The sequence below is a fragment of the Paenarthrobacter ilicis genome, assembly GCF_016907545.1.
GTDB classification, from domain to species: Bacteria; Actinomycetota; Actinomycetes; order Actinomycetales; family Micrococcaceae; genus Arthrobacter; species Arthrobacter ilicis.
The window spans coordinates 1273246-1293768 of the sequence record NZ_JAFBCD010000001.1; the positions used below are offsets into that span (position 1 = coordinate 1273246).

General features: G+C 64.8%; 20 protein-coding genes. 8 read left to right on the forward strand and 12 right to left on the reverse strand.

What is annotated here, in order from left to right; translation table 11 throughout:
• Positions 1-89: 89 nt before the first annotated feature.
• The 7 genes from JOE60_RS05920 to JOE60_RS05950 are packed head-to-tail and all read right to left on the reverse strand — an operon-like array spanning position 90 to position 8948.
• The gene (locus JOE60_RS05920) at positions 90-1463 is read right to left on the reverse strand and encodes a patatin-like phospholipase family protein (protein WP_167264706.1); all 1374 of its coding nucleotides are present in this window, start codon (positions 1461-1463) and stop codon (positions 90-92) included.
• Positions 1460-1861 (reverse strand): hypothetical protein, encoded by a 402-nt coding sequence (locus JOE60_RS05925; protein WP_167264707.1) that lies wholly within the window; start codon positions 1859-1861, stop codon positions 1460-1462. Before JOE60_RS05925 ends, JOE60_RS05920 begins: the two co-directional genes overlap by 4 nt.
• On the reverse strand, positions 1858-2340 hold the full coding sequence (locus JOE60_RS05930) for a hypothetical protein (RefSeq protein ID WP_167264708.1): 483 nt from the start codon (positions 2338-2340) through the stop codon (positions 1858-1860). The genes JOE60_RS05925 and JOE60_RS05930 overlap by 4 nt, the downstream gene beginning before the upstream one ends.
• Positions 2337-3305, reverse strand: a complete 969-nt coding sequence (locus JOE60_RS05935; RefSeq protein ID WP_167264709.1) for an acetoacetate decarboxylase family protein — start codon at positions 3303-3305, stop codon at positions 2337-2339. The genes JOE60_RS05930 and JOE60_RS05935 overlap by 4 nt, the downstream gene beginning before the upstream one ends.
• The gene (locus JOE60_RS05940; protein ID WP_167264710.1) at positions 3302-4357 is read right to left on the reverse strand and encodes an alpha/beta hydrolase family protein; all 1056 of its coding nucleotides are present in this window, start codon (positions 4355-4357) and stop codon (positions 3302-3304) included. The genes JOE60_RS05935 and JOE60_RS05940 overlap by 4 nt, the downstream gene beginning before the upstream one ends.
• Entirely contained in the window at positions 4357-6327 is a 1971-nt protein-coding gene (locus JOE60_RS05945) for a hypothetical protein (RefSeq protein ID WP_167264711.1), read from the reverse strand. The genes JOE60_RS05940 and JOE60_RS05945 overlap by 1 nt, the downstream gene beginning before the upstream one ends.
• Entirely contained in the window at positions 6324-8948 is a 2625-nt protein-coding gene (locus tag JOE60_RS05950) for a GMC oxidoreductase (RefSeq protein ID WP_167264712.1), read from the reverse strand. Before JOE60_RS05950 ends, JOE60_RS05945 begins: the two co-directional genes overlap by 4 nt.
• Positions 8949-9100: 152 nt before the next feature.
• Here JOE60_RS05950 and JOE60_RS05955 point away from each other — a divergent pair, with 152 nt between their 5' ends.
• The 4 genes from JOE60_RS05955 to JOE60_RS05970 are packed head-to-tail and all read left to right on the forward strand — an operon-like array spanning position 9101 to position 11351.
• A complete protein-coding gene (locus JOE60_RS05955) occupies positions 9101-9706 on the forward strand; it encodes a dihydrofolate reductase family protein (RefSeq protein WP_167264713.1) in 606 nt (201 codons plus the stop codon).
• 55 nt (positions 9707-9761) lie between these two features.
• Positions 9762-10088, forward strand: a complete 327-nt coding sequence (locus JOE60_RS05960; RefSeq protein WP_167264714.1) for an ArsR/SmtB family transcription factor — start codon at positions 9762-9764, stop codon at positions 10086-10088.
• Positions 10085-10861 (forward strand): cation diffusion facilitator family transporter, encoded by a 777-nt coding sequence (locus JOE60_RS05965; RefSeq protein WP_239528825.1) that lies wholly within the window; start codon positions 10085-10087, stop codon positions 10859-10861. The genes JOE60_RS05960 and JOE60_RS05965 overlap by 4 nt, the downstream gene beginning before the upstream one ends.
• Before the next feature lie 58 nt (positions 10862-10919).
• Entirely contained in the window at positions 10920-11351 is a 432-nt protein-coding gene (locus JOE60_RS05970) for a LexA family protein (RefSeq protein ID WP_167264715.1), read from the forward strand.
• A 45-nt stretch (positions 11352-11396) separates the two neighbouring features.
• On the opposite strand, the gene JOE60_RS05975 is transcribed toward JOE60_RS05970, so the two are convergent.
• Positions 11397-11747 (reverse strand): ArsR/SmtB family transcription factor, encoded by a 351-nt coding sequence (locus tag JOE60_RS05975; RefSeq protein WP_167264716.1) that lies wholly within the window; start codon positions 11745-11747, stop codon positions 11397-11399.
• Positions 11748-11891: 144 nt separating this feature from the next.
• Here JOE60_RS05975 and arsB point away from each other — a divergent pair, with 144 nt between their 5' ends.
• Both arsB and JOE60_RS05985 read left to right on the forward strand, forming a co-directional pair.
• Entirely contained in the window at positions 11892-12941 is a 1050-nt protein-coding gene (arsB, locus tag JOE60_RS05980; protein WP_167264964.1) for an ACR3 family arsenite efflux transporter, read from the forward strand.
• A 23-nt stretch (positions 12942-12964) separates the two neighbouring features.
• Positions 12965-13387, forward strand: a complete 423-nt coding sequence (locus JOE60_RS05985; protein WP_167264717.1) for an arsenate reductase ArsC — start codon at positions 12965-12967, stop codon at positions 13385-13387.
• A 69-nt stretch (positions 13388-13456) separates the two neighbouring features.
• Here the strand turns inward: JOE60_RS05985 and JOE60_RS05990 are convergent, their stop codons facing one another.
• A complete protein-coding gene (locus JOE60_RS05990) occupies positions 13457-14467 on the reverse strand; it encodes a LacI family DNA-binding transcriptional regulator (protein WP_167264718.1) in 1011 nt (336 codons plus the stop codon).
• Positions 14468-14602: 135 nt separating this feature from the next.
• Here JOE60_RS05990 and JOE60_RS05995 point away from each other — a divergent pair, with 135 nt between their 5' ends.
• Complete coding sequence (locus tag JOE60_RS05995; RefSeq protein WP_167264719.1) at positions 14603-16060, forward strand: sugar porter family MFS transporter; 1458 nt, start codon at positions 14603-14605, stop codon at positions 16058-16060.
• 104 nt (positions 16061-16164) lie between these two features.
• On the opposite strand, the gene JOE60_RS06000 is transcribed toward JOE60_RS05995, so the two are convergent.
• The gene (locus JOE60_RS06000) at positions 16165-16761 is read right to left on the reverse strand and encodes a DUF1349 domain-containing protein (protein ID WP_167264720.1); all 597 of its coding nucleotides are present in this window, start codon (positions 16759-16761) and stop codon (positions 16165-16167) included.
• 212 nt (positions 16762-16973) lie between these two features.
• Here JOE60_RS06000 and JOE60_RS06005 point away from each other — a divergent pair, with 212 nt between their 5' ends.
• Positions 16974-18272: a Y-family DNA polymerase gene (locus JOE60_RS06005; RefSeq protein WP_204814854.1), complete on the forward strand. Its 1299-nt coding sequence runs from the start codon at positions 16974-16976 to the stop codon at positions 18270-18272.
• Positions 18273-18294: 22 nt separating this feature from the next.
• Here JOE60_RS06005 and JOE60_RS06010 read toward each other — a convergent pair whose 3' ends face one another.
• Positions 18295-19452, reverse strand: coding sequence for a uroporphyrinogen-III synthase (locus tag JOE60_RS06010; protein ID WP_167264721.1), 1158 nt, complete (start codon positions 19450-19452; stop codon positions 18295-18297).
• Between the two features lie 12 nt (positions 19453-19464).
• Entirely contained in the window at positions 19465-20511 is a 1047-nt protein-coding gene (cobA, locus tag JOE60_RS06015) for a uroporphyrinogen-III C-methyltransferase (protein ID WP_167264722.1), read from the reverse strand.
• Between the last annotated feature and the right edge of the window lie 12 nt (positions 20512-20523).

Here is a 20523-nt window from a genome sequence, read left to right on the forward strand (position 1 = left end):
CCGGTTTTTCGGGGGTGTTTCCCCGCTGTTGCCATCTTTGGCTCATCCGTAGCGTGCCGTTTACCCGTCGGTAATAACCTGGATCACACTTAGTACCTCCGGAGCAGTTCCCGCAGGCCATTGGCGGCAAAACCGGCCACCGCCGCGGCCCGGTCCACCAGTCCATGGGCGCCCACCGGTTCCACGGAAGCCAGAAGGCCCGCGGCGTCGGCCAGGCTCATGGTCAGCCGTGCAGTCCGCTGGCCCAGCTCCAGGAGGGCGTGGCGCGAATCCTGCCAGGCGTCAGGTCCGGGATCGTCGCGCAAGGTGCGGGTTACAGCAACGTCCTGCCACCCGCCGTCGAGCCTGAGCCGCGCGCGGTACGCCACCTCATCGCCGGTTGCATGGACATGACCCTCGGCAAGGAAGACCCGCCCGAACCGCGGATGCTCCAGGTAGCCGGTCAGCTGCGGAGGGGTATTAGTGGGTTTGGTGGGCAGGGGTTTGGTGGGCAGGGGTTCGGTGGGCAGGGTGACGGTGGCTCGGAACACCATGGGCTGCCCGTCCAGTTCGCCACGCAGGGTGTCGTTGAAGCGGACTCCCGGAGCGGGCTCCGTCATGGCAGTGCAGGCGGGGTCCTTTGCCAGGCCGGCGGCGGGCATGTCGGCCAGGTAGTTGCGGGCGTCCCTGTACCCCATGCCCATCAGCGTGTCAGCATCCACCCGGCCCAGGTAGAACTCGGGGTCAAGCGGGAGCGGGTGCTCGGGGCGGATCACGTGCAGGACGAATTCCCTGCCCACAGCCCGGGCGGCGTCGAAGTCGGCCAGCAGCGCACCCATGGCGCTCATCTCGATCATGTGGACGTACTGTTCCAACGGCCCGTCACCCCAATATGGCGAGTTGCCGATGCACCAGACCAGCCACACCTCCTCCGCGCCCCGCCGCAGGGCTTCGGCCACATTGGCATCCCGCATCCACACAGCGTCGGTCCAGATGTTCCCGTCGCGGCGCAACGGCGTGAGGAAGATGGGGAGGGACATGCCCGCAGCCATCAGCCCGGCGTCGATCTCCTTGGCATCTATTGCGTGGCACCGTTTGTGGACGAACTCCACCACGTTGAAGGAACCCTCGACGGCGCCCGGTTCCGTTGCGCGCGCACGGATGGTGGCGTCGTTGATTCCCAGTGCGGGGAACACCTTGGTCAGGATGCCATCGGCGTCCCCGATGGCGGGCAGGGCCCACGGCCCCTTGACGTACTGGCCCCATGGCAGGGCAGAGCCGAAGTCCTTGACGTCCACACCGGACCAGCGGGCGCACATTTCCTCGGCGGAGATCCCGGAGAGCAGCATGCCCGCCGTGAGAATGCCCCCGGAGGTGCCGTCCACGTGATGGAACTCCAGGCCCTCTTCTGCGAGCGCTTTGACCACGCCTGCCTGCCATGCAACCCGCATTCCACCACCGGCCAGCACCAGCGAGCGTTTCACGGGGCACGTCCCGGTTGCTGCCCGGTGGTGGTCCGGCGCCAGTAGATGAACAGCAGGACCGCCGTCGCCAGGTCGAAGAAGGCCACCGACAGCGCGATGGGAGCGAACACGCCGGTGAGGACGCCGATTCCCACGGCTGCGAAGGCTCCGGCTTTCTGCACCCCGCACCACAGCACTGTGACCGGTGCGGAGCCGGTGGTGAGCAGGGTGTGGAGGAGTAGTCCGCCGACCACCACCATGAACATCCCCACTGTTCCGAAGAGCTGCCGCGTTCCGGGGGTGTTGTCGGCGCCGAGCAGTTGCAGGAAAGCACCGCCGAACGGTATTTGGCTGGCGCCGGTGAGTACCGTGATGGCGGCGATGGCGGCCAGGACTGCGCGGAGGGGATCGTTGCTCATGCGTAGGATTCCAGGAGCCGTCCGCGGTCCACGATCAGCCACACCATGGCGGCCCAGGTGAGTGTTGAGACGTAGAAGCGGATGTCGTTGAGCATCATCCAGCGTTTGAGCAGGGAGCGGAGTTCGGCGTCGTCGGCGAAGTCTCCGCCGCGGATCCGGACGTTGATGGGGATGATGAGTCCTTGCCCAACCCCGGTGAGGACCAGGATGCCCAGCAGGCAGATGATGGCGGGGATGATCCTGGTGGTGCCCCATTCTGACCAGACCAGGATGCCGCCGGAGATGAACATGACGGGCACCACCACGGTGAAGAACTTGGTGGCGGCGCGGGTGGGGATGCCGAAGTGCATGTCCACGTTGTCGCGTGCCAACGCGTGCCAGGTGGGGTACAGGAAGAGTTTAAGGACCCACATGGTGCCTACGTACATGGTGGCGCCGAAGAGGAAGTAGAGGGCGTTGACCAGGAGGAGCCAGTTCATGGGGTGTTTCCTGCGGATGCGGCGTTCCTGACGCGGGTGCGGTCCGGCGGGGTGAGCCATTGTTGGCTTTGGCCCAGGTCCGTGACGCTGTCCATCATGTTTCCGCCGTTGAGGGCCGCCGCGTCCGCTTCCGTGGGAGCTGTGAGGAACCAGGCCTCGTAGTGGTCATCCAGGACGCCGTGGGCTTGGGGCAGCCAGGCGGTGAAGACGGGTTTGCTTTCCACCTGCAGTTTTTTCAGGGGCTCGACGCCGGGCGCGTCACCGAGGATGAGCCTGGCTTTGGCTTGGGCGCCCAGGGCGATGTCGCCGGTGGCTTCGAAGTAGATGTCGGATTTCCAGAGCATGTTGCGGAACGCGCAGTAGTTGGAGGCTGCGAGTTTGAGGGGCAGTCCCAGTGGACTTGGTGCTGCGGGGCGTTCGATTTCGATGTAGCACCCCAGGTGGCCGTCCTTGTCGTATTGGGCGGAGACGGTGGTGTCCGTGACCACGAAGTCCAGGTTGGCCTGGTGTTTGGGCATGCCCCAGATTCCTTTGCCGCCCTTGACGGAGATTTCGGTGCTGACGGGGAGGTCCACCACGAACTGGCCCAGCTTGAACGTTTTTTGGAAGAGCAGGGGCAGGATGGGCGGGGCGGGCCGGGTGCCATGGGTGATGGCGATGGCCAGGGAGTATTCGATGTATTTGCCGATGTCCGTGGATTTGTAGTTGACCACCGTGACCACCAGCAGTCCTTTGCCACCCAGGCTGAAGGGGCGCATTTCGGAGCCGGGGAGGACGGACGCTGCGGCGCGTTTGTTGATGGGGAAGGCGGCCATCAGTACGGGGGAGTCGTCGGAGTTCACGGGCATGACGTACTTGATTCCGTCGGCGAAGGCGTGCTGGCCGCGGAGCCGCTCCTGCCGGGCGGGGACCGGCGAGGGCACGAGTTTGAGCAGCGGGGTGAGCAGTTCCGTGAGGGTTTTCATGCGTGCAGCTCCTTGGTTCCGTTCAACTGTTGGATGATCACGGGGAAGGTGTCCTGCCAGGCGTGCTCGCCGAAGAACACGTCCAGGTGGCCGTAGCCGGGGATGAGGTGGAGGGAGTCCTTGCCCGGGCGGTGCTTCTGGAAGAACTCGAAGGTGCGTTGCTGGCTTTCGGGCAGGAAACAGAGGTTGTCCAGGCCGGCGATGAACGCGAACCTGGCGTCGGTCCGGGGCGCTTCGGCGGTGTAGTCCATCGGCAGCTCGGGGTGGTTCCCGGCAGCCACCATGTGCCCGGCCTTGATGCTTCGGCCCATTTCTTCGAAGAACGTCACGGGGACTTCCGCGAACTCGCCTTCCAGCCATTGGTGGGTGGCGGCGTCGAGGTTTTCGTGGGACCAGAGGGCCGGGCGGCCGCTGCCGTAGGTGAAGCTGACCATCTTGCAGACGGTGCTGTGGCACTCGTGGTGCGTCGCTTTCACCAGTCCGCGGATTACCCGGGTGAAGTAGCCCTGTGACTTGTAGCCCCATGCCGGGGACAGGTAGGGGGTGAAGATTTTGACGATGGGCGTGAGGTAGTCGATCTTGACCCGGGAGAATGCCGGGACCACGGGATGGAGGGACACGGCGTTGGACACGATGGTGTCCACCTGGGGGAGCAGCCCTGCCACTGCGGACATGGTGAACGAGGTTGATCCTTGGCAGTGGATCACGGCCTTCATGCTTTCGGCGCCGGTTGCCTTGAGAACGTGCTCGACGGCGGCTGGATGGTCGTACACGGCGGCGTCGGCCAGCGTCCAGGAGAGGGGGTCCAGGTCGATGGAGGCCCTCCAGTTCAGCATCCACACATCCCAACCGTCTTCCAGCAGGACATCCACCAGGGTGGTCCGGATGGGCGGCCTGAACAGTTCCGCCCTGACGCCGGAGCCGTGCACCAGCATGACGGGGCCCTTGGTGACCACGGCCGCGGACGTCACGTGGACCAGGTTCAGGGGCGTGTTGTCGCGCGCGCGGAACGGGATGACCTCGGTCCGGTGCCCGGCACGGGTGATGTTCATCAGGTGGTTCCCTTCCGCGCGATGGTGATGGGCTCTTCAAGCAGCCGCACGGCGGGCAGGCCGGACGCCGGGACCAGCCGCACGTCGTCGGACTCCACCAGGTGCCAGTCCCGGCAGACTGTGTCCACCATGAGCGGGTAGATGGTCAGGGAGCCGTCGGCGGCCAGGTGCAGGCGGAGGAAGCCTTTGTGGTCCTCTATGGCTTGGCCGGACATCTTCCACGTGGACACTTCACCGCTGGGAGTCGCCACAATGAAGAGCGCAAACGCTTCACTGCCCACGACCCACCCACCCAGGTACACCACGGCCAGTGCCAGGAGGAAGACCAACCCGTCCGGCCACGTGCCGGGCCAGGGAAGCAGTACTACGACGGCGGCACTCACCGCGAGCGCCGCCAGCTGGTACAGCGCGCCCCGGGCGAAGACGACCACGCCGGACCGGGCCATGCCCGCGGCATGGGAGAGCATCACAACGACGGCCAGCAGGAGCGGCATGGCCAGGACCATGATGCCCACCAGCAGTGGGGTGTTTCCCTGCGTCATGCTGTTGATGCTGTCCAGGAAGGATTCGCCCCTGAACGCGCTGAAGACCGTCCACAGGGCCAGTGCGGCGATCACGTGGACGAGTCCCAGCCACACTCCCAATCCCGGATTCCGGAGGGGAAGCCAATAAGGCGAGAAGGGGTTTGCCAACCGTTTGCCCAGATGCCGCGACTCCGCGGGGCCCGGGAAGGTGGCGGGCGTCCTGGTGAATCGACGGGCACCGGGTCCCTGGCGTTCTTGACGCATCGCGACCGATCCGCTTGCCCCGTCAACCGGCGCGGGGAGGGCCACCTCCTCCGGCAGCCAGTGCGCGTCGGAGAGGTATGCGCCGCCCAGGCCGCAGGTGATCATCTGGGTCCTGGCGGGATCCGCGGGAAAGCCCTGGTCATCGCCGGGTGCCCATTGTTGGTAGCGGGAGTAGTGGTGCAGATCCCCGGAGAGCCACAGCCGGACGCTGGCGCCGGTGGGTTGGAAAGCGCTGGAGCCGGGATCGAAACGGCGGCGGAGGTAGTCCTGTTCAAAGAAATCCACCTGCCCTAATTCGCTGCTGCCGTGGGCCACCTTCACCCAGAAGGGAGCTGCGACACACAGGATGATCGCGTCCCCTGGCTGCAGCTGGAGGGTGACGTTCCGGTAGAAGTAATCCAGCTGGGGCTCATCAATGTACTGGCCCAGTTGGCTGTCCAGGCCCAGGAGCCACCACCCGGGTGTTCCGCCCCCGCCCTTGTCCCCGTCCCCGCCCTTGTCCCCGTCCCTGCCCTTGCCTTGGTCCGGTGCCTTGCCGGTGAGCCGGACGGCGAAGTAGCTGCGCGTCTGGATGGTCCGCCAGGCGCCGATGTTCCGCTGTCGCGTGAAGGTCCGGATGAAGGAGGTGAGGCCGTCATACCAATCGTGGTTCCCGGGGAGGGCCAGCATCACCGGACCCGTTTGGGCGGGGAACGCCGTCCTGTACGGACCTACCATCCGGTCCTGGTACGCGGCAGGAGACGCCACGGGGTACACCTCATCGCCACCCAGTACCAGCAGCCTGCCCCGGGGAAGCTCACGGCCGCCAACGGCCAGGGTGTCCTGGGCCAGCAGGGAGGCCACCGTATACGTGGGGTCGAACCCGTCCCCGAGGTCCGCGGCGTAGTCGATCCACATGTCCGTGGCGGCGGGGCCGGTGTGAAGCTCCGCCGGCCCGGGGAGACCGCGGCTTCCCACGACGGGCTGGGCAGGCTGTCCCGGGGCGGGCAGCCTGTCCAGGCGCAGGTGATCCGACGGGAAACTACCCTCCAGCTCACGCTTATCACCAAAATCAGCGAAAACGGTGGCTGCCATGACCTTCAGCGCCGTCCGTGCCAGCGACATCGGCGAGAGCCAGCGGACCGCTGCCTGGGGAGTGAAACCCAGGACCGCGCGGTGGTCAGCGAGCTCCCTGCTTTTCATTGCTTTGGCTTGAGGGGGACCGGGACGCGGCGCCGGGCACGCCCGTACACCTGCCACAGTTCGCCGCCGAACAGTTTCGCGAATGCCAGCAGGCCCGCTGCCGGCGAAGGACCTTCGGCGCGGAACGTTGTCAGCTGTTTGGCGAAATCCAGCGGACGGATGAAAAGGATGCCCGCGCCGACGATTCCGTCGGTGTCGGTGTGGGTGTCGGTGTCGGATCCGCCTGCGCCGGGTGGCTCCCCGGGCGGTACGTGCCCCCTCAGGATGGTGGCCTGCAGCGTGGTGGTGTCCGGCCAGAGATCGAAACCGGCGTCGTTGCGGATGAGCTTATGGCCGGTGAACGTGAAAGGCGTCCCACCCGGGTCCCGCAACCACAACCGGTACACCATGCGCCTGGCCGTCCTGCCGTCGTCGGACTTGTCCTCCACAAACAGGTTGAACCATCCCCTCTCCACCGGCATGCGGCCGCCGAAATAATCGGCCAGAACATAGCCCCCTGCCGTTGCCGGGTGCAGCGGGTCAGCCACGAACGCCGCCATGTCCTCCGCGGTGATGGTCAGCTCGAACATGATCTTCCGGCTGCGGTCCCGGCCCAGGCTCCGGCCCTTCTCCGGGTCCGTCACGCCCGGGCTGAACCAGCCGTGCATCTGTTCGGTAAACCGCACCGACGTGGGATTCTCTGCTTTCCCGGCGGGTGAGCCCAGGCCACGATCGGCCCGGTCCGGCGCGGCCACGGCGCTCGCAGGCTGCTCGGCCCGGGCGCCCTTTCCCTTGGTGGCATCCGGGGCCAGGGCGCGCGGAGCCAGCGCACCGACGTCGACGACGGCGCCAGCCGCCTTCTGCTGGAGCGGCACCACTTCGTCGTGCCCACCGGGGCCCATGGCATCCGCTGGACGGATGCCCCTGCGCCCGACGGTGCTGGCGCCGGCGAGCATGTGGGCGCAGGCCCGTTCGGCGAAAGCAGCGATGGTCAGGGAAGGATTGGCGCCCACGGGACCCGGCATGGCGGCGCCATCCACCACGAAAAGGCCCGGATAGCCGAAGACTTCTCCGTACTGGTCGCAGACCGCCTCGCCCGGATGCCTGCCCGACGGTGCACCGCCGATAGGGTGCACGGTGATGACGCGCTTGGCCCACCAGAGCGGATTGTCGATGAAATTGCCGTCGAGGTCCCGGGCGATCGATTCCATGGTGGACCGGACCCGGCCGAAGTACTCCTTGGAGGTGGCCATGGTCCAGGCAATGGCGAGCCGTCCATCGCGGAGCGTCATCACGCCGTCCGGGATATCCCTGCCCATGCCCAGCAGCGGCACTGAGCTGGATGACAGCCGTCCGTCACCCAACGCGGCGGCGAGATCGGCAGAGACATTGGACCGTCCGGCGTCGAACAGCCTGTCCTTGAACAGTTGCCCCGCAACTTTGGCGGTCCTCTTGACCGTGGTGCGCAGCTGGGCGGTTTCGATCAGCCAGTTCATGAACGCGGGGTACCCGGCGTCCTCCACGTAGTAGCCACGGCCTTCACCGTCGTCGTCGTTGGAGTCCGGCACCCTGATCGCAGTGGTGATGACGGGTCCTTTGCTGCCGGTCAGCGTCCGCACGCCGGGCCGCGAACCATCGGTGGCCGGAATCTTGGTGTCCATGATGAACGTCAGCAGATCGCCGTTGCCGCTGAACCGGGTGCCCAAGGCGTCGCTAAGGGCCGGGAGGGAGCCCCGGTTGCGGAGCAAGAGGAAATTGGTGCCGAACGTGCCGGCACCAAGGATGAGCCGGCGGCAATGGACGATGCGTTCGGTCAGCAATCCGCCCCGGCGTTCCGGACTGTGCACCACGTACCGGACCTCGTAGCCACCGTGATCCAAGGGCCGGATCCCGCGGACGTCGTGAAACGTCCGGACGTCTGCCCCTTTGCTTGCAGCCGCGGACACGTAGTTGTGGTCCAGGGTGTTCTTGGCGCCGGCGTTGCAGCCGATGTCGCATTCGCCGCTGAGGGTGCAGGTGGTCCGCACCGTCTCCGGTCCGTGGATGCTGCCGTAGTAGGGGAGGGGAAGGGTGCGGTTGGTGCGCGGCAGCGGGTCCGGGCCTGCGCTGAAGGTGACGGCCAGGGGAGGGCGGGAGATGGCCAGCCCAAGGTTGGCCGCGGTGGCCTCCATGGCCAGGGTTTTCGCCGTGTCCTCGTAGGGGTAGGGGACGGGATCAAGCATGGCCTCGGCGGCGTCGTACCAAGGGTCCAGATCCGCGCGGGTAAAAGGCCAGTTTTCGTAGCCGCCACCCGGAATGGGGGACTCAGTCACAAACCATTTCTCGTCCTTGCGGAGCAGCACGTTGGCGTAAATCAGCGAGCCGCCGCCCAGTCCGCTGGACACCAGGCCCTCAGTCCCGCGGAAGGTCCAGGCATCAAAGAGGCCATACAGGCCGCGGTCCGGATCCCAGAAGTTCCGGCCCATTTCCGACGGCGAGCGGGCGAAGCTTCCGGGCGGGTAGGGTTTTCCGCGCTCCATAAGCACCACGGATTCTCCCGCCGCAGCCAACCGCAGTGCCGCGACCGAGCCGCCGAAACCCGATCCGACCACAACGGCATCAACTTTTTCGACGCCGTCGTTCCCGGTCCCCAGACGACCCATGGCCGTTCCTCTCACGGAGAGATTTCGTACAGCCAAACGGAGGGGCCGGGCCTGGCCGAGCGGTGCCTTCGCGGACTATGGGCCTTATGTTCCCACCGGGGAGCGGTTCTGTAAATGATGTGGAGTAAATGGGCAGCTGGCATGATGTCCGCATGAGCCACGTCACATGCGATCTCACCATTTCACTGGACGGCTACGTCGCCGGTCCCCATCAAAGCCTGCAACAGCCACTGGGTGTTGGCGGTGAAAGCCTGCACCGCTGGCAATTCGAGGAACGTGGTGCCAACGCCGCCCACGTTGAAGGCATCCTCGCGGCAGGGGCATTCATCATGGGGCGGAACATGTTCGCTGGTCCGGGACCCGGCCCCTGGGATGCGGGCTGGCGCGGGTGGTGGGATGAGGAGCCGCCCTACCACGCGCCCGTTTATGTGCTGACCCACCATGTGCGCGAGCCCTTGGTGATGGAGGGGGGAACAACCTTCCACTTCGTGGATGAGGGTATTGAAGCGGTCCTGTCCCGGGCGGCGGAGGCTGCCGGCGACCGGAACGTGGCCGTAGCAGGAGGTGCATCCACCGCCCGTCAGTTCCTGGCCGCGGGCTTGATGGACGAGCTGCGGTTGCACATCGCGCCCGTGATCCTCGGCGGAGGTGAACGGCTTCTGGACGGAGTGGGGAACCTGGAATTGGAACCGACATCCGTCAGCGGCACGGGCTTGGTGACGCATGTGACGTACAAAGTGGGTGGGCTTGGGGGTTAGGCGTCGGACACAGTACAGAATTGCGTGAATACAATATTGGATGTACTTTTGCGGCATGGAGACGCTCACCCAGGCACCCGTGCTGGCCAGGTTCGGCTATGCGGTGTCAGACCCCACCCGTGCCCGGATTCTCCTGGCACTTTCCCACGCTCCGTCCTACCCCTCTGACCTCGCCGAGCTGACGGGGGTGTCGCGGCAGAGTATGTCCAACCACCTGACGTGCCTCCGCGGGTGCGGTCTGGTTGTTGCCGTTCCTGATGGGCGGCGGAGCCGGTATGAGCTGGCGGACACCCGCCTCGGTCATGCCATCCAGGACTTGCTTGGTGTCGTCCTCGCAGTGGATCCGGCCTGCTGCGCCCCGGACGGGACTTGCACGGCATGAGTGCACTTCCACAGGCTTCGACTCCACAGGCTTCGACGTCGGACCGCCGGCTCGTTTTGAGGCGGCGTATTCGTCTGTTTGCGGCCGCAACCATTACCTACAACGTCATTGAGGCGGCCGTAGCACTCTGGGCCGGAGGAGTGGCGGACTCCTCGGCATTGATTGGTTTCGGGCTCGACTCCATCATCGAAGTAACCTCGGCGCTGGCGTTGTCCTGGCAGTTCGCCGCAAAGGATCCGGAGCGGCGCGAGCACTTGACCCTGCGGATCATAGCGCTGTCCTTCTTTGCCCTTGCGGCCTTCGTTGCGGTGGACGCGGTCCGCTCGCTGACCGGAGAGGGGGAGGCCCGGCACTCCATGGCGGGAATCGTGATTGCCGCCCTGAGTCTGGCGGTCATGCCCGTGTTGTCCTGGGCTCAACGCCGTGCCGGCCGCGAGCTCGGTTCCAGGACCACGGTTGCGGATTCCAAGCAGACCCTCCTGTGCACTTATCTCTCCGCCGTCCTGTTGATCGGCTTGGTCCTGAACAGCGCCCTGGGCTGGTGGTGGGCGGATGCGGGTGCGGCCCTGGTTATCGCGGGGATCGCGGTCCGGGAAGGCGTCAATGCCTGGCGGGGCGAGGCGTGCTGCGCGGTTCCATCCCGGGATCCCGGCCATGCCGGGGAGGAGGTTGTTGCCCTCGGGGGTTGTTGCGCAGGCTGTGGAGTGGAATCCGCGGGGAAATCCGGCCTGATACCTCTTGCGTCCCGGCCGCACTCCGGCCCAGTCCAGTAAATGTCGCCCAGTCGCTGTACACTCAATTATCGAACATATATTCGAAAAGTGGTGTGTTGTGGGCGTTATCGTCGGCCCCCGTGTGATAGATGCGGGTTTTTCCCTGGTGTCGGTTTTGCTGGCTCCTGTGGCTGTTGCTGCCGGGTACCCTTCCCCGGCGCAGGATTATTTTGACGGTCGGATAGACCTGAATGAGCACTTGATCAAGGATGTGACCAGCACTTTCGTGGTCCGCGTCTCGGGCCAGTCCATGGAAGGGGCGGGCATCAGTGATGGCGACGAGTTGATTGTGAACCGCGCCCTCGAGCCGAAGGACGGGTCCGTCGTCGTCGCTGTCCTGGATGGCGAGTTAACCATCAAGAGGCTGCGTATCACTGACCGCGGCGTGGTGCTCCAGGCTGACAATCCCAGGTTTCCGGATATTAGGGTTGAGGCACTCTCGGAGCTGACCATCTGGGGTGTGGCCACCACGTGCCTGCATCACGTGTAATGCGCGCTTTTCCGTTAAACGGGCAGCCCGTCGAAAAAATCCGGTTCATAGGGCAGCAAGAACTGCGGCCACCTCTTCCAATGCCCCGGGGACCAGCGAGTAGTACGCCCAGGTGCCGCGCTTTTCGCGATGCAGGAGTCCGGCCTCCACCAGGATTTTTAGATGGTGGGACACGGTGGGCTGGCCGAGGTCCAAGGGCTCGGTGAGATCGCATACGCAGGACCCGCCCGATTCGCCTGCTCTGACGATGGAGAGAAGCCGCAACCTGTTGGGGTCGGCCAAGGCCTTGAAGACGAGGGCTTTCTGCTGTGCTTCTTCAGCGTTCATTGCCGGGTTCCCGGACGGGACGCAGCAGTCTGAATCAACCCCGGGCTGAAGAGTTTGCAGAGAGTTCATGTGTCCCATTATGCATGGATTGACATCCATCGATATAGCTGGACATACTTCAATATCGATCTTCATCAATCCAACGCTGAGCTGCACAGGAGACCCGTGAGCACCCGGACCGATACACCGCCCCTCCGCCAGGACGAGGCTGCCGTGGTTGGCAAACTTTCCACCCCGGACCGTTTCCTGCCGGTGTGGATCATCGCCGCCATGGCCCTTGGCCTGCTCTTGGGCAGCTTGATCCCGGGCCTGAACACCGCGTTGGAGGCTGTCAAGATCGGCGAGGTTTCGCTGCCGATCGCGGTCGGGCTGCTGGTGATGATGTACCCGGTCCTGGCCAAGGTCCGTTACGACCAGGCTCACCGCGTCCTGGCCGATCGGAAGCTAATGATCACCTCCCTGGTGATTAACTGGCTCCTTGCCCCGGCCTTCATGTTCGCCTTGGCATGGATCTTTATCCCCGATCTGCCTGAATACCGCACCGGGCTGATCATCGTCGGCCTGGCCCGTTGTATCGCCATGGTGATGATCTGGAACGACCTCGCCTGCGGGGACCGTGAATCCGCGGCCGTGCTCGTGTTCATCAATTCCGTCTTCCAGGTAATCGCCTTCGGCGCGCTCGGCTGGTTCTACCTCCAGTGGCTCCCGTCCCTGTTGGGCCTGCCCACCACCACCTCGGAATTCTCCTTCTGGGCCATCACCGCATCGGTGCTGATCTTCCTGGGCATCCCGCTGCTGGCTGGATTCTTGACCCGCACCGTCGGTGAGAGGGCCAAAGGCCGGGATTGGTACGAGAATAGGTTCCTGCCCAGAATCGGGCCGTGGGCACTCTACGGGCTGCTCTTCACCATCACCCTCCTGTTCGCCCTGCAGGGTGGCACCATCACCTCCCGACCACTGGATGTGGTCCGCATCGCCGTTCCGTTGCTGGTCTACTTCCTGGTGGTCTTCAGCCTCGGCATGGTCCTGGGGCGACTACTGAACCTCGGCTATGCCAAGACCACCACCCTCGCCTTCACCGCAGCGGGCAACAACTTTGAACTCGCCATCGCCGTGGCCATCGGCACCTTCGGCGTCACCTCAGGCCAGGCCCTCGCTGGAGTCGTCGGCCCCCTGATCGAAGTCCCGGTCCTGGTCGCCCTCGTCTACGCCGCCTTGTGGGCCCGCAACCGCTTCTTCATCACTGAGCCAGCTTCCCGCTAATTGTTAGACCCTTGGAGAACACCATGAGCATCGAAACCACCAAGAAGCCCTCCGTCCTGTTCGTCTGCGTCCACAACGCCGGACGGTCCCAGATGGCTGCCGCGTTCCTGACAACCCTGGGCAAGGGCCGGATCGAAGTCCGCTCCGCGGGCTCCCAGCCCGCGGACAAGGTGAACCCCGCCGCCGTGGAGGCCATGGCTGAACTGGGCATCGACATGTCCGCTGAAATCCCGAAGGTCCTCACCACGGACGCTGTGAAGGAATCCGACGTCGTCATCACCATGGGTTGCGGGGACGAATGCCCGTACTTCCCGGGCAAGCGCTACGAGGACTGGGTCCTCGAAGATCCGGCCGGGCAGGGCGTCGAGGCTGTCCGCCCCATCCGCGATGAGATCAAGACGCGCATTGAGGGCTTGATCGCTTCCCTCGTCCCGGCCGCCAAGTAACCCCATCCCGCACACCAAGTACCTTGCGGTACCTTCGTGAGCGCGGAGGTCCAGGCCCGGGCCGGGCCCTCAGTCCCGCGGGGGTGCCGTGGAGGACCGGATCACCAAGTGCGGCATGAGACGCCTGTCCGCTGGGGGTGCGTCCGGGGACCTGAGGCGTTCCAGGGCCACTTCCCCTGCGATGGTTCCCAAGGCTGCTGCCTTCAGGTCCACGGAGGTGAGGCCGATTCCATACAGACTCGAGGTCCGGGAATTGTCGTACCCAATCAGGGAAATATCGCCCGGGACGCTCAATCCCCGGGCGTGGATGGCTTCCCGTGCGCCGAGGGCCAGTTGATCGTTGTGTGTGAAGATTGCGGTGGGCCGGTCCGCCAGGTCCAGCAATTGCGCGGCGCCCCGCTGTCCGGCTTCGTGGGTGAAGTCGTCGGCGGGCAAGGTCAGGGGCGTCAGCCCGGCGTCGTGCATGGTTTTCTCGTAACTCCGGCGCCGGTCCGTGTGGCCGTCGTAGGCGGGTCCCGCCAAGTGCGCGATCCGTCGGTGCCCCAGGGCCAGCAGGTGCTCCGTGGCGGCCGCCGCTCCGGCAATGTCATCCGAATAGACGCTGTCCACGCCTTCCACCGGGCGGGTGACACTGACCAGCGGCACGATGCGCGAGAGTTCGCGTACGCGCTCGTCGGTGTCCAGCAAGGTGGCGGCGATGATGATTCCCACCCTGGCCTCGATCAGCGATTCCAGGGCGCCTTCGTCCACTCCGTCCACAGATCGGGACACGCTGAGGATGAGCCGGTTGCCGTCGTGGGGGAGCGCCAGCCTGACGCCGCTGAGGATGTCGGCGAAGATCTCGTTGCGGATATCCATCAGATGAAGTCCGACGGCGGAGCGGTGCTTGCGTGCCAGATCGGCGGCGACGGCGTTGGGCCGGTAGCCAAGACGTTTCGCCGCGGCGAAGATGGCCTGCTTTGTCTCCTCGCTGACCCCGGGTGCGCCGCGGAAGGCGAAGGAGACAAGGGTCCGCGAGACACCCACTTCCCTCGCAACGTCACTTTGTGTCGCTGGCCGGTTGCGGGGATCAGGTGCCATATTCCCATCTTCGCACGTCGCAAACCGGACATTTGAAGGTATTTGTTAGTTTGACCTTACATTTAAGTCTTTCGCGCGTTAGCCTGATAGTCAGAGCGGGAGTATGGCCCGCACCACAATGACAAAGGAGTCCTGATGTCTGCTACGCAAATGCAGCGGGAAGGTGCCCACGGCGCCGCCCTCCCTCCGCTGACCAACGGGCCGCACCGAAAGCGGCTCGGTCTGGTAGCACTGGTCGCCACCTTCGGCGGCCTCCTCTTTGGCTATGACACTGGTGTCATCAATGGCGCACTGAGACCCATGACCGCCGAGCTGGGTCTGACGGCCCTGACGGAAGGAATCGTCACCAGCTCGTTGCTCTTCGGTGCCGCCCTGGGAGCAGTCGGTGGCGGCCGCCTGTCCGATTCGTGGGGGCGCCGCAAAACCATCATTCTGCTCGCGGTGCTCTTCTTGGCGGGAACTCTTGCATGTGTGTTTGCCCCCTCCTTCGAAATCATGGTGGTGGGACGCCTCATTCTGGGCCTGGCTGTGGGCGGGGCCTCAACGGTGGTTCCGGTGTTCCTGGCCGAGCTCGCCCCGTACGAAATCCGCGGATCCCTGGCGGGCCGGAACGAACTGATGATCGTGATCGGCCAGCTGGCCGCCTTCATCGTCAACGCCATCATTGGCAACATCTGGGGTGAATTCGGTGGAGTGTGGCGCGTCATGCTGGCCGTGGCCGCACTGCCGGCCATCGCCTTGTTCTTCGGCATGCTGCGGATGCCCGAATCCCCCCGATGGCTGATCTCCAAGGGCCGCTGGGAGGAAGCGCTCACGGTCCTCAAGACCATCCGCTCGGTGGAGCGGGCCGAGGCTGAAATGGCCGACGTCAAGCAGCTCGCCGATGAGGAGCGTGCCTCCAAAGCCACGTCCTGGGCGGCGCTGAAGGACAAGTGGATCCTCCGCATCATCCTGGTGGGCATCGGATTGGGCGTGGCTCAACAGCTGACCGGCATCAACTCGATCATGTACTACGGCCAGTCAGTGCTGGTGGAAGCCGGTTTTGACTCGAATGCTGCCCTGATCGCCAACATTGCCCCCGGCGTCATTGCAGTTGTTGGTGGCGTTATTGCCCTCTCGCTGATGCAGCGCATCAACCGCCGCACCACACTGCTGGTGGGCTTCACCCTGACAACGGTGTGCCACTTCCTCATCGGCATCGCCTCCGTGGTCCTGCCCGTGGGGAACGAGGCCCGACCGTTCGTGATCCTCTTCCTGGTGGTGGCCTTCGTCGGTTCCATGCAGACGTTCCTCAACATCGCCGTCTGGGTCATGTTGTCCGAGATCTTCCCGCTGCATGTCCGCGGCTTCGCTATTGGCCTTTCGGTCTTCTGCCTGTGGATCGCCAACGCTCTGCTGGGCCTGTTCTTCCCCACCCTGGTTGCCGGAGTGGGCATCACGGGCACGTTCTTCCTCTTCGGAGGAGTAGGGATCCTGGCCTTGATCTTCATCTACACGCAGGTTCCCGAAACGCGTGGGCGCACCCTGGAAGCCTTGGAGGAAGATGTCACCACCGGCGCCATCTACACCGTGCACCGCAAGGATGCCCACTAGGGTTCACCAAGTCTTGGTTGCCGATCTGTCGTGGGGACAGGTCGGCAACCTTGGTTTAACGCGTGGTTTACGTCAGGGCTGTTGGGTGCCAGTGCAGTTGGGTATCAGTGCAGTTGGGTGTCAGGGGCAGTGGTCCGCCAGGAGTGGAACGGGATCGTCAACCCGCTCCGGGTGGGTGCGCACACCAGCGGCCCCGCGAAAGCCGTCAGCCCTTCAGCCAGGGGCGCCACTCGAACCAGTTGCAGGGACTCCCCGCTCAGGCCGGCCCGGACTGTCACAGCATCGCCCGACCGGCTGACGCGAACCACCACTCGCCGCCCGGCCCAGTCCGGCACCGGTGCCAGCGACCAATCGGACACGCCATCGGTCACCACGGCGCCCACTTGCGCCGCTCCGTCCGCAAACTCCACACCTGCCTTGATCCAGTGCTCGCCGCCGACACGGATAAACACTCCGGCTTGGTCAAACTGCGCAGAGAAGTCTGCCGTGAATTCCACCTCTACTGCGCTGTCCTGGGGGAGCGGAGCCAGCAGCGCATGCTCTGAGGCGTGGATGAAACCATAAGAAGTGATGCGCCAGGCATCGCTGCCCTCCACCGCCGTCACCAGCAGTTCACCGTCACGCTCGACGACGGATGCCGGTTGGTTGGTCCAGTCACCTTCAGTCCAGGGCACGGTTTCAGTCAAGGGCGCGGTGCTCATGGGTGCAGACTCCTTTTGATGGGCGGTCACTTTATGAGGGGCCATGGTGGCTTCCCTCACGGTACCCGTTATCCACAAGGGGCAGGAATCCGGGGCTATCTTGTCGGGGCCCGGAGGTACAGTGGAGTTATTCGAACATATCTTCGAATTCACGGCGCGCCTGTCCGGAAAACCTGGGCGCGTCTGCTAGACGCTGCTGCACCAGGAGGACCATGTCGAAGCCAGCACTCATGCGGCACATGCCGGAGATTGCCCACGTGGACATCAACTGCTTTTACGCCTCTGCCGAGCGGGCCTTCAATCCCGCGCTGGAGGGCAGGCCCCTGATTGTGCTCTCCAACAATGATGGCTGTGCGGTCACCAGGTCCCCAGAGGCCAAGAAACTCGGCATCGGGCTCGGGGACCCCTGGTTCAAGTTGGCACCCAGGGCCAAAGAGTGGGGTTTGATCGCTTTGTCCAGCAACTACGAACTCTATGGGGACATCAGTTCCCGGGTCATGGAGCTGCTGGGGCGCTACTCGGCCTGGCAGGAGGTGTACTCCATTGACGAGGCGTTCCTGGGCGTCAAGGGCTCCCCGGAGGATCTCCTTGCCCTGGGCCGCACCATCAAGGACGCGTGTTACCGGCACGTTGGAGTTCCTGTCTGCGTGGGCATCGCCCGCACCAAGACCTTGGCCAAGCTGGCCAACAAGTGGGCCAAGCACAACCCTGCCTTCAACGGCGTGTGCCGGTGGGACTCGGTGCCACTTGCCCAGCGCGAGGCCCTGATGGAGCGATTGTCCGTGGTGGAGATATGGGGCGTCGCCACGCGGCTCACCAAAAGGTTGAACGCCATCGGCATCTTTTCCATCATGGATCTGGTGCGCGCCGATCCCGTGGCACTCCGTGACAAGTTCTCCATCGTCATGATGCGCACCGTCCTGGAGTTGCAGGGAACGGCCTGCATCCCCATGGAAGAAGAGCGCATAGGGCGGGACCAACTGATCTTCTCCCGCTCTTTCTCCACGCCCATCACCACCTCGGCGGGAGTGCGCCAAGTCCTCAGCGTCTACGGGCAGATGGCCAGCGCGCGGCTGGCCAAACACCACCTCCAGGCAAAATTACTGACCGCATTCGCGCAGACCTCCGTCTACAACCCCCATGACAAGTCCTTCCCCGCAGTCAACGTTGCCCTTCCCATGCCAACATCTGACCCCGTGCTGCTGACCAAAGCCGCACATGCGTTGCTGCCTAAAATCGTGGAGGGTGTCCGGTACGCCAAAGCCGGGATCATGGTGACGGACCTTCGTCCTACCGGAAACCAAAGGCCGTTGGAGATCTTCGAGAACCGTCATGAGGAACGGGGGATCGGTCCACTGCTGGAAGACGTGAGCATGCGGTATGGTCGGGGCTCCATCGGGCTGGGGCACGCAGGCATCAAAGGCGGCCCGGACTGGTCCATGAAGCGCGCCAGGCTCAGCCCGAGGTACACCACGCACTGGGATGAGCTCCCGCTGGTGAAGGCGGCCTAGGGTGGCCGCCCCACCAGCGGTTTCAGGCCCTCAGGCGGTAGCCGCGCTTCACCACGGTCTCAACAAGCTTGCCATCGGGCAGGGAGGACCTCAGCCGGCTGACCGTCATGTCCAAGGCGTGGACGGATCCGCGCAGGTCCAGCAAGTCAGAGAGCGCTTCGCGGGAGAGGACCGCTCCACCCGCACCCAGCAGAGCACGCAGGAGCAGCAGGGGTGCTGGAGCCAGATCCACTACTTCGCCATTGATCCGCAGGCACCGTCCGCGCAGCTCGATCGTGGCATTCCTGGTCTCCAGGCGCCGGACATGGTTCAGGGACAGGTGCTCGGTGACCAACCGGATGAGTGCGCCCATGCGGTACCGGTCCGGAATCAATGGCGACAGGCCGGCGTCCACCAACGGTTGGGCGGTCACCGGACCCACCACGGCAACTGTTACCGGTCCTTTGAGGGCTTCTATGAGCTGGCGGTACAGACCCATCTCATGCGCAGTACTCCACATCGCGTCAACGGCGGGAGCGCTGGTGAACGTCAGGACATCGAGGTTTCCGCTGCAGACGGCCTCGATCAGCCGCGGCAGTTTGTCCTCGCCGTCGGGTTTGACCCAGCGGTACGGCGTCACGGTCAGGACTCTGGCGCCGGACATGCGCAGCCGCTCCAACTGCCGTACGTCGGTGTACCCGTGGAGTTGGACAGCCACGGTTTTCCCGCGGACGCCCTCCACCAGCAGCATGTCCACCAGCGTCGCCGTGGTTTCGTCGCTGCTGATTCCGACGTCGGCCAAGCCGGCAGCGCGGACCGCGCCGCGGGCTTTGGGTCCCCGGACGAACATCCGGCAGGCGGACAGTGTTTCCAGCAGCTGCTCGCCAATGCCGAAGGAGTCGGCAGCCTCACACCAGCGGCGCATGCCGTAAGCGGTGGTGGCGATGCAGATGTCCGGCTTGGCCTCGATAATCGTCCTGGTGTCCTCGATCAGCACCATGTCCTCCTGGACAGGAGCGATCTTCAGCGCAGGAGCGTGCAGAACGCTTGCCCCGCGGCGTTCCAAAGCTTCAATGAGGTCGCGGGACCGGCGGTGGGACGTGACACCGATCCGGAATCCGTCCAGGGGGGAATCAGGGGATTCGGTGGGTTCCGGGGCAGGGCTTGTTCCCGGGACTTCGAGGGCGCGTGCAACAGTCATGGGTATCTACCTTCAGGCTTCAAGGAGCGAAGCTGCAAGTCGGTCCAGCTCGGCGGAGGCTTCGGCATGGTTCCGGTTGGCCTCAGCCACCCTCACAACCTCGCCGATCACCAGCACTGCCGGGTTGGTGCAGCCGATGGCTGCTGTTTCGATGGTGCCCAAATCTGCAATCGTGGTGCGCTGGCCGGGACGGTAGCCGCGTTCCACCACAGCCATGGGCATGTCCTTGGCCATGCCCGCCCGACGCAGGCCGGCCGCCATCTGTGGCAACGTACCAATGCCCATCAGGACCACGATTGTCCCGCCCAGACGGGCCAGGTGGGTGTGTTCCCGCTCAGTCAGGGGAGCATGTCCGGACACCACTGTGAACATGTGGCTCACCTCGCGGTGCGTTACCGGGATGCCAGCCGCGGCGGGAACAGAGATGGCGCTGGTGACACCGGAAATCACCCGGACGGGGATGCTGGCCGCGACGCAGGCCGCCACTTCCTCCCCGCCGCGTCCAAACACGTAAGGATCTCCGCCCTTGAGCCGGACCACGTTCAGGCCGGACAGTGCGGCCTCCACCATGAGCTTCTCAATGTCGCGCTGTGTCACCTTGTGCAGGCCGGGTTGCTTGCCCACATCCACCAACTCCGCAGAGGTCAGTCCGGCGAGCTCCTGGTAGGGAGCCAGGCGGTCGTAAAACACGACGTCGGCGTCCCGCAAGGCGTTCACCGCACCAACGGTGAGCAGATCCAGGGCTCCGGGACCGCCTCCCACCAGCGTTACGTGGCCTTCCGCTCCGGCTGCCGGTTCGGTGGCAACAGGAATCCCGTCCTTGAGGCAGCGTTCCACCAACGGACCCCAGCCTGTGCCGCCGTCGTCGATCACCGCCACCAGGAAGGGACGTTCAGGCATGCTGTCGGCCCCTGTTCCGGCCCCGGCAGTGGCCCCGGGTTCGGTCAGGTGGATGACGGTGGCTCCGGCGGACCGGTAGCGGCGGACTGCCTGGCGGGCGGCTTTTTCGGATCCTGCCACCAGTACTTCGCGGCCGGTGAGATCAATGGTGAGCTGCATGGGTTCCCCTTG

Coding starts and splice junctions, on each gene's coding strand:
- JOE60_RS05925 (WP_167264707.1), bottom strand. CDS start 1,861: ATGAGCAACGATCCCCTCCGCGCAGTCCTGGCCGCCATCGCCGCCATC.
- JOE60_RS05930 (WP_167264708.1), bottom strand. CDS start 2,340: ATGAACTGGCTCCTCCTGGTCAACGCCCTCTACTTCCTCTTCGGCGCC.
- JOE60_RS05935 (WP_167264709.1), bottom strand. CDS start 3,305: ATGAAAACCCTCACGGAACTGCTCACCCCGCTGCTCAAACTCGTGCCC.
- JOE60_RS05940 (WP_167264710.1), bottom strand. CDS start 4,357: ATGAACATCACCCGTGCCGGGCACCGGACCGAGGTCATCCCGTTCCGC.
- JOE60_RS05945 (WP_167264711.1), bottom strand. CDS start 6,327: ATGAAAAGCAGGGAGCTCGCTGACCACCGCGCGGTCCTGGGTTTCACT.
- JOE60_RS05950 (WP_167264712.1), bottom strand. CDS start 8,948: ATGGGTCGTCTGGGGACCGGGAACGACGGCGTCGAAAAAGTTGATGCC.
- JOE60_RS05955 (WP_167264713.1), top strand. CDS start 9,101: ATGAGCCACGTCACATGCGATCTCACCATTTCACTGGACGGCTACGTC.
- JOE60_RS05960 (WP_167264714.1), top strand. CDS start 9,762: ATGGAGACGCTCACCCAGGCACCCGTGCTGGCCAGGTTCGGCTATGCG.
- JOE60_RS05965 (WP_239528825.1), top strand. CDS start 10,085: ATGAGTGCACTTCCACAGGCTTCGACTCCACAGGCTTCGACGTCGGAC.
- JOE60_RS05975 (WP_167264716.1), bottom strand. CDS start 11,747: ATGAACTCTCTGCAAACTCTTCAGCCCGGGGTTGATTCAGACTGCTGC.
- JOE60_RS05985 (WP_167264717.1), top strand. CDS start 12,965: ATGAGCATCGAAACCACCAAGAAGCCCTCCGTCCTGTTCGTCTGCGTC.
- JOE60_RS05990 (WP_167264718.1), bottom strand. CDS start 14,467: ATGGCACCTGATCCCCGCAACCGGCCAGCGACACAAAGTGACGTTGCG.
- JOE60_RS05995 (WP_167264719.1), top strand. CDS start 14,603: ATGTCTGCTACGCAAATGCAGCGGGAAGGTGCCCACGGCGCCGCCCTC.
- JOE60_RS06000 (WP_167264720.1), bottom strand. CDS start 16,761: ATGAGCACCGCGCCCTTGACTGAAACCGTGCCCTGGACTGAAGGTGAC.
- JOE60_RS06005 (WP_204814854.1), top strand. CDS start 16,974: ATGTCGAAGCCAGCACTCATGCGGCACATGCCGGAGATTGCCCACGTG.
- JOE60_RS06010 (WP_167264721.1), bottom strand. CDS start 19,452: ATGACTGTTGCACGCGCCCTCGAAGTCCCGGGAACAAGCCCTGCCCCG.
- cobA (WP_167264722.1), bottom strand. CDS start 20,511: ATGCAGCTCACCATTGATCTCACCGGCCGCGAAGTACTGGTGGCAGGA.